The sequence below is a fragment of the Nocardia sp. NRRL WC-3656 genome, assembly GCF_000720265.1.
Lineage (GTDB): Bacteria > Actinomycetota > Actinomycetes > Mycobacteriales > Mycobacteriaceae > Nocardia > Nocardia nova.
Genome location: NZ_JOJF01000014.1, coordinates 135694 through 151028, shown reverse-complemented (window position 1 = coordinate 151028; position 15335 = coordinate 135694). Strand labels below are relative to the sequence as shown.

Sequence of the window (15335 nt, the reverse complement as noted above, 5' to 3'; positions counted from 1 at the left end):
TCGCCCATATGCCAACGCGGACAGCATGTTCCGAGACGAGTTGAGGGTGGCACCGCTACGCGGTGCCACCCTCAACTCACTTCGACACAGAACCTAGCCCTCCTCATCCCGCAGTGCTCACAACTTCCTCATTTCGAAGCGTGGTCCACGGGCGCGTGCGTCGATTGCCCGGCCTCCGGCCGGGGCGCCGGGCGTTGCACGATCCGCACCAGCCGGCGCATCGCGTGCCGCGCCTCGGGAACATCCGAAAGATGCCACGTGTGGAACATTCCCGGATATTCGAAGTAGGCCAGCTCGACATCCTCACGCACGCACCGCGCCCGGAAGCGCCGGGCATCGGCCAGCAGGATGTCGCGGGTGCCGACGAACAGGTTGAGGCGCCCGGGCGTCGCGGCGGGCGCGTTCAGCGGGCTGATCATCGGATCGCACCGGTCGAGGTCGCCCGCGTACAGGCGACCGGCCTCGGCCAGTCCCGCGACGCCGAGGTAGGGGTCGCACGGCTCGAGGGCCCGGGCCATGGGATCGGTCATGGTCACGTCGAGCCACGGGGAGATCATCACGACCTCCTTGGGCGTGACCGCCTCCGTCGCGCCGAGCTCGCGCGCCAGCACCAGCGCGAGCGCGGCGCCGGCGGAATCACCCATGAGCACCTTGTTCTCCGAGGCCGTGTGCGCGAATACCTCGTCGTGCACGGCGCGCACCATGGCCACCGTGTCGTCGCCGTGGTGTGCGGGCGCCAGCGGGTAGAGCGGCACGGTGACGGTGCATCCGGTCCGGTCGACCAGTCGCGCCAAGAACTTCCAGTGATCGTGCTGGATCTGGTGCACGTAGGCGCCACCGTGCAGGTAGAGCACGTGGCGCGAGGTGCCGCCCTCGAGTGGCCGGATGGTGTAGACCGGCCGGCCCCGCATGGTGCGGCGCGTCACCCAGTAATGGGTGTGCAATTCGGCCGGCGGGCGGTCGCGGTCGGGCCGCTGGCTCTTGCGGATGCTCTCCCGTAGCGCGTGGGCGTCGGCAAAGGTCTTGTCCGCGTGGGTCATTCGCATGCCGGCGATCAGCATCCGGCTGCGCAGACTCGGTTTCGCGTGGTTCACCGGGGCTACCGGCTCCAGATCAAACATGGTCACGGGGGATCACCCTCTTCCAGTTCCGCGAGAACATTCGCTGTTCACCCTCGAATCCATCGAGTTCGGCGGCGGCCACCCGCCCGCCGCCACCGCCCCCGTCGATTACGCACTTCCGGCGGCTACCCGCTCACGGCCGCACTACACCGGCAGCGCACCGGTGGTGCGATTCACCACGAAAACACTTCTTGTACAGCATGTTTCGCTGCGAAGCGGGCATGCTGACGGCCGCTGCGCGCCGACGGTGTGAGCTGTGCTACATCGCTCGCCGAGCCGTGACCCATGGGGCGGATGTGCCCAGTTTGAATCCTGGGGACCGCGGCTATGACTGCGCCATCATGAGCGCACTGTCTTCGCCGTTGCTGTTGCTGATCTTCCTGGCCTGCGCCGCGGCCATCTGGGTGGCCGGCGTGAAACTCTCCGGCACCACGGATGTGCTGTCGCAGCGCTGGCACCTCGGTGAGGCGCTCGGCGGGGTCCTGCTGCTGGCGGTAGCCACCAATCTGCCCGAGATCGCGATCACCGCCAGTGCGGCGCTCGCACATCAGCTCGACGTGGCGGTCGGAAATATTCTCGGCGGGATCGCGCTGCAGACCGTCGTCCTCGTCGCGCTCGACGCCGCCGGTGTCCGCCCGCGCGCGCCGCTGACCTATCTGGCCGCCTCGCTGACGCTGCTGCTGGAAGGCGCGCTGGTGGTGGCGTTGCTGCTGCTCGTCGTGATGTCCACCCAGATGCCGTCCGACGTCATCGCCTGGCGGATGACGCCGGGAGTCGTGCTCATCGCGGTGCTGTGGGCCATCGGCTTGCTGCTGCTGCGCCGGGCGGGACGCAGCCTGCCGTGGCACGAGGCCGGCGACGCGCCCGGCGGGCAGGACCGTCCGGCCGGGCACTCCACGGCCACCAAGGAGGATCACGCCACGCGTCGCGGGGTCGGCACCGGCCGGACGGCGCTGATCTTCGCCGGGGCCGCCGTGGTCACCCTCGCCGCGGGCGTGTGCATCGAGCGCAGCGGTGAGGAGTTGTTCGGCCGCTGGGGAATGTCGGGAGTCGTGTTCGGCGCCACGGTACTGGCCGCGGCCACCTCACTGCCCGAACTGTCGACCGGACTGACCTCCACGCGCATGGGTGATTACAAACTCGCCGTCAGCGACATCTTCGGCGGAAACGCGTTCCTCCCGGTGCTGTTTCTGCTCGCGACGTTGCTCTCGGGGTCGTCGGTGCTTCCTCGAGCCCACAACACCGATATCTATCTCACCGCCCTCGGCGGCGTGCTCACCCTCGTCTACATGACCGGCCTGGTGTTCCGTCCCCGCCGCCAATGGTTGCGGATGGGACCGGATTCGCTGACCGTGCTCGTCGTGTACGTCCTCGGCGTGGTCGGGCTCGCCCTCATCCCGACCTGACCGCGATGGCGGTGGCGGCGGTGGCGGGATTCCGGAGGTACCTAGGATCGAGGTGATCCACTTGCCGGAGGATGCGAACAGACAAGGGGTGCGGGTGATTTCAGCACGCGAGATGTGGGCGGTGTTCGAGCCGATCCACGCGGTGACCTATTTCGCCCCGGAATGCCGGGCCGAATTCGAGCAGGCGGGTCTGCGCGGCTTCTGGCGCGGCTATTTCGGCGGTCGATCGGCGCCGTTCGGGCCGGTCGGTCCCGGCGTGGTGACGGCGGCCTTCTTCGGCTTCTCCCCCGCCATGGTGGCCCGCGCGCTGCCGGGCGTGTGGGAGCTGGCGACGCCGCAGCGAGTGCTCGCGGCCCGCTCCGCCGGCGCCCGCGCCGCGCTGATCCGGCTCGGCGGAACCGACGAGGAGTACGCCGACGCGGCCGAACTGGCCCGGCGGGCCGCGACGGCGGTCGAACTCGAAGGCAAACCCCTCGCCGCCGCCAATGCCGACCTGACCTGGCCCGACGACCCGCTGTCGGTCCTGTGGCACGCCTGCACGGTGCTGCGCGAGCACCGAGGTGACGGCCATGTCGCCGCGCTGACCACCGCCGGACTGACCGGATGTCAGAGTCTGGCCTGGCGTGCCGCCACCGATTCCGGACGCGACATCCTGCAACCGGCTCGCGGGTGGGACGACGAGCAGTGGGATCGCGCGATCGCGGGCCTGACCGACCGGGGCTGGCTCGACGCGGACGGTCGGCCCACCTCGGCCGGTCGCGCCGAATTCGACGAGATCGAAAGGCGCACCGACGATTTGGCCGCGCGGCCGTGGCGGGAGATCGGGTCCGTGGCGACCGGACGCCTCGCCGGGTTGCTGCGGCCGCTGGCCCGAGCGGCGCACACCGCAATGCCCGATCGCACCCCCATCGGGACGCTGCCCCGCCCCTGAGCTTCCCGATGCCTGCCGCGCCACCGACGAACCGGTGACATTCCCGCACGCCGCGGAGGCGCCGGCCCCTCGGCAGCGCGAGGGAGGGTTCCGGCGAGAAAATTGACCAACGTCCCACGCATCGGAGCCTTCGGCACGATTCGGCGGAGCGAGCGAACGCGGATAGTTGCCGTATGAGACCCGATGAGCACGTCGGCGACCCGGTCGGTGAGATCGGTGAGGACCTCCTCGGACTCCGCGCCGAGGTCCGGTGGTCGCCGTAGCGCCAGGACGTGGGCCGTGCCGAGCCGGCATGCGGTGCTGCCCGCGGGCTTCGCAAGAACCCGGCAGGAGGCATTCGATGGTGTTTCGTGATCGCGTCGAGGCGGGCAGCAAGCTCGCGACGCACCTGATGGCCCTGCGTGATACCGATGTCGTCGTGCTGGGCCTGCCGCGCGGCGGAGTGCCCGTCGCCTTCGAGGTGGCGCGGGCATTGCGCGCGCCGCTGGACGTGCTGGTGATCCGCAAGCTGGGCGTCCCCTATCAGCCCGAACTCGCCTTCGGCGCGATCGGCGAGGACGACACCCGGGTACTCAACACCCTGGTCGTGCGCCGCACCGGGCTGTCCGAGGACGACATCGACGCGGTGGAGAAGCACGAACGGGCGGAACTGGCGCGTCGCGTCGACATGTACCGGCAGGGGCGCGACGGACCGCCGCTGCGTGGCCGGACCGTGGTGCTCGTCGACGACGGCATCGCGACGGGGGCCACCGCCCGCGCCGCCTGCCGCGTGGCCCGTGCCCGCGGCGCCGCCCGCATCGTCCTCGCGACTCCGGTCGCCCCGCGCGAGGCATTGGCCTCGCTGCGGCCGGAAGCAGACGACATCGTCTGCCTGAAAACGCCGCTGCTCTTCGACGCGGTCGGCCAGTGGTACCGGCACTTCGGTCAGACGAGCGACGCCGAAGTCGTCGATCTGCTCGCCCGGGCGCCGGTCGCCGCCGGCGAACGACCCGGTGTGGCCGATTCCGACGATCCGCCGCTGGTCGACGACGAGGTCGCCATCACCGTCGGGAAGGCCGAACTGAGCGGCCACCTGACGGTCCCGGAAGCCGCGACGGGCGTGGTCGTCTTCGCACACGGCAGCGGCAGCAGCCGGCACAGTCCGCGCAACCGATTCGTCGCCACCGTCCTGCAGCGGGCCGGACTCGGAACGTTGCTGTTCGATCTGCTCACCCCCGCCGAAGAGCTCGACCGCGCCAATGTCTTCGATATCGGCCTGCTGGCGAATCGGCTGGCGGGTGTCACGCGGTGGCTCACCGGGCTGCACTACGCCGACGACCTCCCGATCGGGTACTTCGGCGCCAGCACCGGGGCCGCCGCCGCGCTGCGGGCGGCCGCCGCGCCGGAACTGGGCATCGCCGCCGTCGTCTCCCGCGGCGGCCGGCCCGACCTCGCCGACCTCTATCTGACCGCCGTGCGAGCGCCGACCTTGTTGATCGTGGGTGGAAACGACCCGACGGTAATCGAATTGAATCGGTTCGCCCAGCGAGCGATGACGTGCGAGACACGCGTCGAGATCGTGCCCGGCGCCACCCATCTGTTCGCCGAGCCCGGCACGCTGGAAGCGGTGGCCGAACTGGCCCGCGACTGGTTTTGCACCCATTTCCGCGAATCCACGGCCGCCCGCGCGCGACCATGACCGGGTGAGCGACGTCCTCACCCTCCCGTGCGCCCCTCGCCCTCTCCGATAGTGCGGACCAGAAAGAGCCCGGTGACCACCGCGACGGCGGCCGCCATCGCGAGCCCGCCCACTGCTCCGATCGCGGCGATCTGCGCCGCCGACTGTCCGGGCTGCCACCACGGGGTGGTCACCGCGGTGAACACGCACAATCCGGCGATCCAGCCGAGGGCGTTGGCCCAGGGCCACAACGCCGCCCGCGCGCAGTAGTGGCGCAGCACCGTCCACTGGGCGACACCCAGGGAGAACACTACGACCAGGCCCGCGGCCACCACGGCCGGAATCTGCACCCCCAGCGGCCACCGTGCGACCTGTTCACCGAAGAGCATCGGCATCATCCCCAGCGTCCACGCCACCACCGCGGCCGCCGCCGTGACCGCGATCCAGGGCGCCGTGCGCCAGTGCGGCAGCGCGGATCGCAGCACGGAGGACTGGAACGCGCCCAGGACCGCCCCCTCCACCGCACCGGCGGTCAGCATCGCGGCGGCCGTGACACCGGCACCGGCATGCGCGGTCGCCGCGGCGGCGGTCGCCGGGGCGAGAAAGCCGAGGAATTCCCCGACCGTCACGGCCACCACCCACCGGCGCCACAGCGCCGCCGGTCGGGAGAGCGGGCGCAGTAGCGGTTGCTCGATCGTCATGGTGGCCGCCTCACTGGTCGAAGTCCGTGATTCGATCCTGAACGGCGGCCCCGGCCGCCCGGCAGATTCGAAAGTCCTTGATGGTCTCCGGTTTCCGGCAACCCTGCCACCGGCACCCAGCGCATCGACGCACCACGGGCCGCATGGTCCACATTCCGGTGACTTTGGTCCATCACGAATTCCCGGGCCATCGGCGACGCTGGTACCGATGGAGACGAACGACCCCTTCGCCGCACTCGCCGAAACTCACTCGGCAGTGGTCGTGCTGTACGGAGACCGCGCCTACAAGGTCAAGAAACCGGTACGGACCGACTTTCTCGACTTCTCCACGCGGGCCGCGCGCGAAGCCGCCTGCATTCGCGAACTCGAACTCAACCGGCGATTCGCCCCCGATGTCTACCTCGGCATCGGGCACCTGTCCGATCCGACGACGGATGCGGACGAACCGGTGCTGCTGATGCGCCGGCTCCCCGACGCGACCCGGTTGTCGCGTCGCCTCGACGACCCGGCCGTCACGCGCGACATCCTCTCGGTACTGGTACACGACGTGGCCGCCTGGCACGACCGGGCACCGACCGGACCAGCGATCGATCGCGCGGCGACGGTGACGGCGGTGCGCGAGCGCTGGACGTCGTTGCTGTCCGGAATGACCCATCCCCCGATCGAACCGGCCGCGGTACGAGAACTGACCGAACTGGCGATGCGCTACCTCGACGGACGGAAGGCACTGTTCGACAAGCGCATCGCCACCGGGCGCATCGTCGACGGTCACGGAGATCTGCGCGCCGACGACATCTTCGTCACCGACGACGGCGTGCGGGTCATCGACTGCCTCGACTTCGACGACGAACTCCGCCACGTCGATCGGCTCGACGACATCTGCTTCCTGGCCATGGATCTGGAACGCCTCGGGTACCCGGATCTCGGCAGGGCCGTCGTCGAGGAGTACCTCGAAACGACCGGCGACCCGGCGCCGGACTCGCTGCACCACCACTACATCGCCTACCGGGCGGCGGTACGCGCGAAGGTCGACTGTGTGCGATTGCGGCAGGGGGAGCACCACGCGGCGGCGAGTGCGGTCCGGCACGTCGAGGTCGCCCTGCGCCACCTCGCCGCCGGCGCGGTGCGCCTGGTCCTGGTCGGCGGCCTGCCGGGCACCGGCAAATCGACGATCGCCCGCCGCCTGGCCGCGGCGACCGGCGCGATCCTGTTGTCCAGCGACCACATTCGCGCCGTTGCGCGCGCCGAGGGTGTGCTGGACGGTGCGGCCGGAGAGTACGACCACGGCGCCTACACGCCCGCCGCCCGCGATCACGTCTACGCGGTCATGTGCGCCGAGGCGCAGACTCTGCTCGCCGCCGGCCGCTCGGTCGTTCTGGACGCCAGCTGGATCGACGAGGCGCAACGACGCCGAGCGTCTCGGCTCGCGACCGACACCGCGGCGGATCTCATCGAACTCTGTTGTAGCGCAACGGCTTCCGTTGCCGCCGCACGCATCGCGGCACGTAGCGGATCCGAATCCGACGCCACACCCGCCGTCGCGGCGGCCATGGCCGCGGATCGCGACCCGTGGCCCGGTGCGGTGGTCCTGGACACCACCGCCTCGGAGGACGAGACCGTCGCAGCCGCGTTGCGCAGCTATCGGCACACGATCGGACGGGAGGACTCGTGACCGCGGAGCCGGCCGTCGACCTCACCGACGTCACCTACCGCCGTCTCACCCCCGGCGACTGCGATGCGGTCCGGCATCTGCACGCGACGCTCGATCAGCGCGACGGCTACTACCGGTTCTTCGGCGCACGGCCGAAACATCTCGAACAACTGGCGGCCGCCATATCGCTGAACGACCCGAGGCACTGCGCCTTCGGCGCCTTCTCGGGCGGTCGGCTCATCGGTGTGGCGAACTACGTCGCGCTGCCCGACACCGACTGCGCCGAGGTGGCCATGGTGGTCGCCCACGAGGACCAGCAGTCGGGCATCGGCACCGCGCTGCTCACGCGGCTGGCCGAGGACGCACGACGGCACGGCATCGCCCGGCTCGCGGGCGACATCCTGGCCACGAATTCCAAGATGATGCAGTTGCTGATGGACATCGACCTGCCGATGTCGGCCCATCGCGACGACGAGGTCGTCCACGTCGTCCTGCGGCTCGGCCCGTCGTAGCTCGGCACATCGCGGTCGGGCGCCGCCTGCGATCAGCCCATTTCGGCTACCGGCGCCGTGGCCCGCGTCTGCTCCTCGTACAGCTGCTCGATCCGTGAGCGCAGCCCGGGAGCGGTGCCCGAGGTGGTCAGGGCGGCGGTCGCCGCCGCGATACCCAATCGGATCGCGTCATCGAGCTCGTAACCGCGCGTCAAACCGACGGTGATGCCGCCGACCATCGCGTCCCCCGCGCCGATCCCGCTACGCACCGGCACCGGTATCGGCGCGAACCATTGCGATCGCTCGGCCGTGACCGCCAGTACCCCCTCGGCGCCGAGCGACACGACGACGACCTGGGCGACCGAGGCGTGCACGAGTTCGCGGGCCGCGGCGGCCTGTGCCTCGCGATCGGGCAGGGCGCGCCCGACCAGCTGCGCGAGCTCCCGCACGCTCGGCTTGACCAGGAAGACGCCGCGCCGGATCGCCCGCAGCGGGGCCCCGGAGGTGTCGAGAATCATCGGAACACCTTGTGCCGCAGCCACATCGGCGAGAATCTGATAGTAGTCGGACTCGACGCCGGGCGGCAGGCTGCCGCTGGCCACGACATAATCCGCTCCGGGCGCGCAGTGCTCCACCGCCGCCAGGCAGCGGTGCTGTTCGGCCGGTGTCAGCCGCGGACCCGGGAAGACGAATCGGTACTGCTCCCCGGTGTCGTCGTCGAACACGGCCAGATTTTCCCGGCTCGGCTCGGCGGTGGCCACGGCGTGTGAGGGGATATTCGCCGCGCGCACCAATTGCTCGAGGAAGACACCGGTGTGCCCGCCGGCGGGATAGATCGCGGTGACGGGCTCACCGAGGGCCGCCACCGTGCGAGCCACGTTGATGCCGCCGCCGCCCGGGTCGAATCGCGGTGCGCTGCAGCGCATCTTGTCGGTCGGAAGGACCCGGTCGGTGCGGGCGGCACTATCGATCGCGGGATTCATCGTGAGCGTGACGATCGGCATACGATCCATCTCACGGGATCGGCGGACCACCGAGTAGGGCATTCCGGTCGACTGCGGTGGTGACCGAAGTCCCGTGTCCGGTGCGAGCGCTGCTTCTACAGTCGAAGAAGAGGGAACGTCACCGAACCCGGCCGGGTGCCGGAGGGAGGCATCATGGTCCGCAAAACAGCACGACGGCCGGGCTGATCGACCGTGCTCGGCTCCGTCTCTCCGGATACCGACCGCGCGGCCGAGGTGCCCGCCCAGGTCGAAGCCACCGAACCGCTGGACCTGCTCCTGCGGGATCTACGCAGTTCACGCGACGGCCTGTCCACCCGCGAGGCGCAACGCCGCCTGATTCACGCGGGACCCAACACGCTGCGTCGCCGAGGCACCCGGCAATGGCCGAGACAGCTGCTGCGCCAGTTCACCCACCCGCTCGCGCTCCTGCTGTGGGCCGCGGCGGCACTGGCGCTCTCCGTCGGCATCGAAGCGGTCGCGATCGCGATCCTGTCGGTGATCGTGCTCAACGCCGTCTTCGCCTTCGTCCAGGAACGCCACGCCGAACATGCCGTCGAGGCGCTGGCCGCGTTCATTCCGTTGCACGCCACCGTTGTTCGCGACGGATCGCGACAGAGCATCGACACCGCCGACCTGGTGCCCGGCGATGTGCTGATCGTGTCCGAGGGGGACAAGATCTCCGCCGATGCCCGCCTGCTCGACGGCGCCGTCGAGGTGGATATGTCGGCGTTGACCGGTGAGTCGGTGCCGGTCCACCGCAGCGCCGGGCCGGTCGATTCCACCGTGCCGCTGTTGCAGGCCACTGATGTGATCTTCAGCGGCACGGCCTGCACCCAGGGTGAGACGTCGGCTGTCGTCTTCGCCACCGGGATGCGCACCGAACTGGGCCGGATCGCCTCGCTGTCGGAGCGGGTGCGCACCGAGGAGAGTCCGCTCGAACATCAGGTGCGGCGAGTGGCGTGGCTGATCGCGGCGATCTCGGTACTGCTCGGCGCGGCGTTCATCCCGCTGGCGATCTTCGGGGCCGGGCTGCCGTTCCTCGACGCGGTGATCTTCGCGGTCGGGCTGCTGGTGGGCAACGTGCCCGAGGGGCTGCTGCCGGTGATCACCCTGGCCCTCGCCATCGGCGTGCGCCAGCTGGCGGCCCGCGGCGCGGTGGTCAAACGGCTCTCGGCGGTGGAGACGCTGGGATCCACGGACGTGATCTGCACCGACAAGACCGGAACCCTCACCGAGAACCGGATGCGGGTGATCACCATCGCCACCGCCTCCGGTGAGATCGACCCCTTCGCCGCCACCGACGTCGCGGAGCCGGTGCGCCGGGCGGTGCGGGCGATGACGCTCTGCAACAACGCCCATCCGGCACCGACCGGGGAGCTCGCCGGCGATGCGACCGATATCGCCGTCCTCGCCGCGGCGACAGCTCTCGATCCGGCAGGCCCGGACGGACATCGATTGCGGCAGTTCGCCTTCGACTCCGTACGCAAACGCATGTCCACCCTCGACGACGCCCGCGGCGTGCACACCGTCCATGTAAAGGGCGCGCCCGAAACCGTCGTTCCGCTGTGCACGGCCGAGCTCGCCCCGGACGGAACCACCCGCCCGCTGACCGAGCGGCGGCGAGCCGAAGTTCTCGCCGCCGTCGACGCGCGGGCGCACGACGGATATCGGATGCTCGCCGTCGCCGACCGGCCCCTGCCCGCCGGCCGCCCGGATCCGGCGACACCTGCCGCGGCCGAGACCGATCTCACCCTGCTGGCGGTCGTCAGCATCGTCGATCCCCCACGCCGGGAGGTACCGGGCGCCGTAGCCCGTTGCCGCACCGCGGGAATCCGGATCATCGTCATCACCGGCGATCACGGGGCGACCGCCGCCGCCGTCGCCCGCCAGGTCGGCATCGTGCGCGGCACCCCGGCCATCGTCGCGGGCCCCGAACTCGACGCCATGAGCGAGGCACAGCTCGACGAACTTCTCGCGGGTAACGAGGAGGTGATCTTCGCCCGGTCCTCACCCGAGGTCAAACTGCGCATCGCCGACGCCCTGCGCGCCACCGGGCACGTGGTGGCCATGACCGGCGACGGCGCCAACGACGCACCCGCGCTGCGGCGCGCGGATATCGGAATCGCCATGGGCCGCAGCGGAACCGACGTCGCCCGCGAGGCGTCCACGATGGTGCTCACCGACGACGACTTCGCCACCATCGCCGCGGCGGTCGAGTCCGGACGCCGGGTCTACGACAACATCCGCAAGTTCATCTTCTACATCTTCGCCCACGCCACACCCGAGGTGCTGCCGTTCCTGGTGTTCGCCCTGTCCGGTGGCGCGGTGCCCGTTCCGCTGACGGTGCCGTTGCTGCTGACCTTCGATGTGGGCACCGAAACCGTTCCCGCCCTCGCGCTGGGGCGCGAACGCGCCGAGCCGGGCATCATGCACCGCCCGCCGCGGCCCCGCGGCGAACCGGTGATCCGGCGCCGGATGTTGTTGCGCGCCTGGCTGTTCCTCGGCCTCATCTCCGCTTTGCTGGGCCTCACCGGCTTCTTCGCCGTCCTGCTCTCGGCGGGCTGGCATCCCGGCGATCCCACCGGGCCCGGATCCGCACTGCACCATGCCTACCGGCAGGCCGTGACGATGTTGTTCGTCGGCATGGTCGCGGGCCAGATCGGCACCGCCTTCGCGGCCCGCACCGAACGCGCGTCGCTGCGGTCGATCGGGGTGTTCTCGAATCCGATGCTGTTGTGGGGCATCGGTTTCGAACTGGTGCTGACCGCCGCGGTGGTGTACGTGCCGCCGCTGCAGGACATCCTGGGCACCGCGGCCCTGGCGCCGTGGATGATCGCGTTCGTCGTCCCGTTCCCGTTCATCGTCTGGGGCTGCGACGAGGTGTATCGGTGGGTGCTGCGACGACGGGCACCCGAGCCGCCGGCGCCCGAGTCGCCAGCGCCCGAGTCGCCGGTGCCCGAGCCATCGCCGGTGCCCGAGCCGTCACCGGTGTCCGAGCCGTCACCGGTGTCCGAGCCGTCGTAGCGGGCGGCCGGTTCAGGCGGTGGCGCGGGCGCGGGCCAGCAGCGTCTCGATCTCGTCGGTGACCGCCGCCGGGATCAGCTCGATATCGGGGGTGCTGTCGTAGTCGCCGGTGATCCCGAAGGTGAATTGACCGGCGTAGCTCAGCATCGCGACCGTGGTGCGCAGCCGCATGGCCACCGGAATTCCCGGCCAGACCTGCTCGACCTCGCCGCCCGCGATGCTCAGCCGGTGGCGCGGTCCGGGAACGTTGGTCGCGAGCGCGCTGATGCCGCGTTGCGGGAATCGGGTGGCCAGCCGGAACGCCCACGCGGCCACACCGGCGGGCAGCCGGCCGGCCAGCGTCAGCAGTGACGCCTCCGCCTCCGCCTCGCCCCGCGCGCGATGGCGGGCGATGCGTTCGTGCACCGTCTGCAGGCGGTGTACCGGATCGGCGACATCGACCGGCAAGGCGGCGATGACGACCGAGACCCGGTTGCCCATCGCGTATTTCGCGTCGGACGAGCGCATCGACACCGGTATCACGATCCGTACCGAATCCGCCTGCGGTTCTTCGCCGCGCGCGCACAGCAGGCGTCGATACGCTCCGGCGAGCGCGGACACCGCGACGTCGTTGACCGTCGCGTCGAACGCGGCGCCGACCTCGTGCAGCTGCGACAGCGAGGTCCGCGCCACCGCATACCGGCGCCGGCGGCCCAGCGGGCCGTTCAGCGAGGACGTCGAGGTAGGAACCACGGTATCGCGCAACACCGGCACCAGCGTGCGTGCCGTGCGGACAGCGAAACGGGAAGCGGTGTAAGGCAATCGGATCACGGTCCCCGCCGTGGCCCGCAGGCTCACAGCGGTGTCCGGCGGCCGCACCGGCAGTTCGGACGGCGTCTCCGGCTCTTCGTCGCAGAGACTTTCGAACACCGTGATGCCGGCGATCCCGTCGACCATGCTGTGATGCGCCTTGACGATCACCGCCCACCGGTTCTCGGCGACATTGTCCACCACCACGACCTGCCACAGCGGATGTTCGCGATCGAGGCGGCGCGCGAGCTCCTCGCCCACCAACTCGCGTAACGCCTGCTCGTCACGGGGGCCGGGCAGCGCCGTCCAGCGGACGTGGCGGGACAATCGGAAATCCGGGTCGTCCTCCCAGCTGGGCGCCGTGATGTCCAGCGGTGTGCGCCGCATCCGCTGGCGCAGGCGCTCGTTGCGGCCCAGCGCCCGGGTCACGGTCTCGTCGAACCGCTCCCGGCTGGGCACCGGCCCGGCGACGATCGCGATCGCGGCGATGGCGATGTTGACGTGCCGGTCGCTGTCCTCCAGCTCCATGAAACCCGTGTCCAGCGGTCCGAATTCGTTCATGGTGGTGGCTCGTTCCGAAACATGCCGGCGATCTGCCGAGCTGGTGGGTTCAGTCTCGTGCGCTCCGTCGTGTCACCGGCAGATGCGAAGGTCGCCACCGCGAGTGACGAAAGGCGGCCCGAGGCGGGCAGTGCTGCTCTGGCGGGGACACCGGTGGTGCGAGCGCGTCACGGCTGCGGATGCACCACCATGACCGGGCACCAGGCGTGCTGCACCAGCGAATGGGAGGTGGAGCCGAGCAGCGCGCCGAGCACCGCGCCCCGGCCGCGGCTCCCGACCACCAGCAGTTGCGCCGATTTCGACGACTCCAGCAGCACCGCACCGGGATCGGCCAGCGACACCCGGCGCGCCACGGCGACATCCGGATACTTCTCCTGCCAGCCCGCCAGCCGTTCCGCCAGCACGGCACGTTCCCGCACTTCGACCTCGCGAGCCGAATACAGGATGTGCGGATCGTCGGCGAACTGCCCGTAGTAGACGTCGTGGCATACGTGCACGGCGACGAGTTCGGCGCCGCGTTCGGCGGCTTCCTCGAAGGCCGCGCCGATGGCTGCCTCGCTGACCGGCCCGCCGTCGATGCCGACCACGACGGGGCCCTCGGTGTGCACGCGGTTCTCCTCGTGCGGATCGGTCCGCACCACCAGCACCGGCCCGGTCGCATGGGCGGCCACCGCCGACACCGTGGCTCCGAAGTGGCCGGCCAGCCGGTTCGTGCCGTGGGCCGCGAGCACCACCGCGTAGGCGGATGCGCTTGCGTTCACGAGCGCCCTGGCGGGGTCACCGTCGAGGACCGCGGTCGAGATCCGCAGCCCGGGCAGCACCGCCCGGACTCGCTGCGCCGACCGTTCGACCAACGAGGCGCCGCGCTCGCGAGCCGCGGTCAGCATGGCGGCCGCGGGAGAATCGAGCGAGCCGATGCCGAGCTGCAGCCGGTTCAGGTCCAGCGCGTGCACGATGCGCAATTCCCGCCCGCGCTGCGCGGCCATCCCCGCGGCCCAGTCCACCGCGAGATCGGCGTGCCCGGAACCGTCGACACCCACCACGACCGCGGCCGCGGCGGAATGGCGGATGTCGGAGCTGTGTTCGGGGGTCATGGCGCCCTTCCTTCCGTGCGACGGCCCGCGAGGTGCTCGGCCGTTGTTCTCACGGTAGAGACGACGGCCGATGCCGCGATGCGGCCGAAAGTCCTCATCTCGACCGTGCGGCCCACATCTCGCACGCGCCCGATGCGGGACCTTCGTCCAGGGATGGGAGCCGACGGTCCCTGGTGTGTGTTCGGGGCCCGAACCAGGATCGATGCAGGAGGTTCTGCCATGTACGCTCGCGACATTCTCAGCCGTCCCGTGGTCACCGTCCACGCCGAAACCCCACTGCCCCAGGCGATTTCCCAGCTCACCGAGCGCGGGTTCGCCGCCCTTCCGGTCGTCGACGAGGACGGGCACGTCGTCGGCATGCTGTCGGAATCGGATGCGCTCTCGGCGCCTGCCCCGGACGCGACGGTCGGGGCGGCGATGACCACCCCCGCCGAGGTGATCGAGCCCGGAACCGACCTCGCCACCGTTGCCGCGCGCATGCTCACCCGGCGGTTGCGTTCGATGCCGGTGGTCGAAGCGGGGATTCTGGTCGGCATCGTGGCACGCCGGGATCTGCTGCGCACCCTGATGCGCGACGACGCCGCCGTGGAGGCGAAGGTGCGCGCCCTGCTCGACGACTACGCCGGCAGCCGCCGCCAGTGGACGATCCGGGTCGACGGCGGGCACGCCGTGATCACCGGCGGATTCGCCGATGCGGCCGAGGAGCGGACGGTGACGGCGCTGGCGCTCACCGTCGACGAGATCACCCACGCCGAAACGGTTCCCGGCCCCGGCCCCGTCGCGGATGCCACGGGCGCTCCCACGGCACCGCTGTCGGAATGGTTGCATCGCAAGGCCGACGAAACCATCGGGTGACCCACGCGGCCGGCCCGGCGGTCCACCATGCCGAACAGCGCGAAACCCAG

The 15335-nt window shown here is 70.6% G+C and carries 12 protein-coding genes; 7 read left to right on the top strand and 5 right to left on the bottom strand.

Annotation, left to right across the window (positions count from 1 at the left end):
* Nucleotides 1–128: 128 nt before the first annotated feature.
* On the bottom strand, nt 129–1121 hold the full coding sequence (locus IG65_RS0119780) for an alpha/beta hydrolase fold domain-containing protein (protein WP_063833681.1): 993 nt from the start codon (nt 1119–1121) through the stop codon (nt 129–131).
* A gap of 341 nt (nt 1122–1462) precedes the next feature.
* Between IG65_RS0119780 and IG65_RS0119775 the strand changes: the two genes are divergently transcribed.
* The 3 genes from IG65_RS0119775 (at nt 1463) to IG65_RS0119760 (ending at nt 5136) form a co-directional block, all read left to right on the top strand.
* Nucleotides 1463–2527 carry a sodium:calcium antiporter gene (locus IG65_RS0119775; protein ID WP_030516423.1) on the top strand — a complete coding sequence of 355 codons (1065 nt, stop codon included), beginning with the start codon at nt 1463–1465 and terminating at the stop codon, nt 2525–2527.
* Nucleotides 2528–2621: 94 nt separating this feature from the next.
* Entirely contained in the window at nt 2622–3458 is an 837-nt protein-coding gene (locus IG65_RS0119770) for a hypothetical protein (protein ID WP_231509292.1), read from the top strand.
* Nucleotides 3459–3798: 340 nt separating this feature from the next.
* Nucleotides 3799–5136, top strand: a complete 1338-nt coding sequence (locus tag IG65_RS0119760; RefSeq protein ID WP_030516421.1) for a phosphoribosyltransferase family protein — start codon at nt 3799–3801, stop codon at nt 5134–5136.
* A 17-nt stretch (nt 5137–5153) separates the two neighbouring features.
* Here the strand turns inward: IG65_RS0119760 and IG65_RS0119755 are convergent, their stop codons facing one another.
* Entirely contained in the window at nt 5154–5816 is a 663-nt protein-coding gene (locus tag IG65_RS0119755; RefSeq protein ID WP_030516420.1) for a hypothetical protein, read from the bottom strand.
* Nucleotides 5817–6024: 208 nt separating this feature from the next.
* Between IG65_RS0119755 and IG65_RS0119750 the strand changes: the two genes are divergently transcribed.
* Nucleotides 6025–7488, top strand: a complete 1464-nt coding sequence (locus IG65_RS0119750) for an AAA family ATPase (RefSeq protein ID WP_036525183.1) — start codon at nt 6025–6027, stop codon at nt 7486–7488.
* Nucleotides 7485–7979, top strand: a complete 495-nt coding sequence (locus IG65_RS0119745) for a GNAT family N-acetyltransferase (RefSeq protein WP_051756490.1) — start codon at nt 7485–7487, stop codon at nt 7977–7979. The genes IG65_RS0119750 and IG65_RS0119745 overlap by 4 nt, the downstream gene beginning before the upstream one ends.
* Before the next feature lie 32 nt (nt 7980–8011).
* Here IG65_RS0119745 and IG65_RS0119740 read toward each other — a convergent pair whose 3' ends face one another.
* Nucleotides 8012–8962, bottom strand: a complete 951-nt coding sequence (locus tag IG65_RS0119740; protein ID WP_030516417.1) for a 1-phosphofructokinase family hexose kinase — start codon at nt 8960–8962, stop codon at nt 8012–8014.
* A 192-nt stretch (nt 8963–9154) separates the two neighbouring features.
* On the opposite strand from IG65_RS0119740, the gene IG65_RS0119735 reads away from it, so the two are divergent.
* The gene (locus IG65_RS0119735; RefSeq protein WP_081879595.1) at nt 9155–11986 is read left to right on the top strand and encodes a cation-transporting P-type ATPase; all 2832 of its coding nucleotides are present in this window, start codon (nt 9155–9157) and stop codon (nt 11984–11986) included.
* A gap of 12 nt (nt 11987–11998) precedes the next feature.
* Here the strand turns inward: IG65_RS0119735 and IG65_RS0119730 are convergent, their stop codons facing one another.
* On the bottom strand, nt 11999–13336 hold the full coding sequence (locus IG65_RS0119730) for a wax ester/triacylglycerol synthase family O-acyltransferase (RefSeq protein WP_030516415.1): 1338 nt from the start codon (nt 13334–13336) through the stop codon (nt 11999–12001).
* A gap of 167 nt (nt 13337–13503) precedes the next feature.
* Nucleotides 13504–14430 carry a universal stress protein gene (locus IG65_RS0119725; protein ID WP_030516414.1) on the bottom strand — a complete coding sequence of 309 codons (927 nt, stop codon included), beginning with the start codon at nt 14428–14430 and terminating at the stop codon, nt 13504–13506.
* A gap of 219 nt (nt 14431–14649) precedes the next feature.
* Here IG65_RS0119725 and IG65_RS0119720 point away from each other — a divergent pair, with 219 nt between their 5' ends.
* The gene (locus tag IG65_RS0119720) at nt 14650–15285 is read left to right on the top strand and encodes an HPP family protein (RefSeq protein ID WP_063833675.1); all 636 of its coding nucleotides are present in this window, start codon (nt 14650–14652) and stop codon (nt 15283–15285) included.
* The last annotated feature ends 50 nt before the right edge of the window (nt 15286–15335 follow it).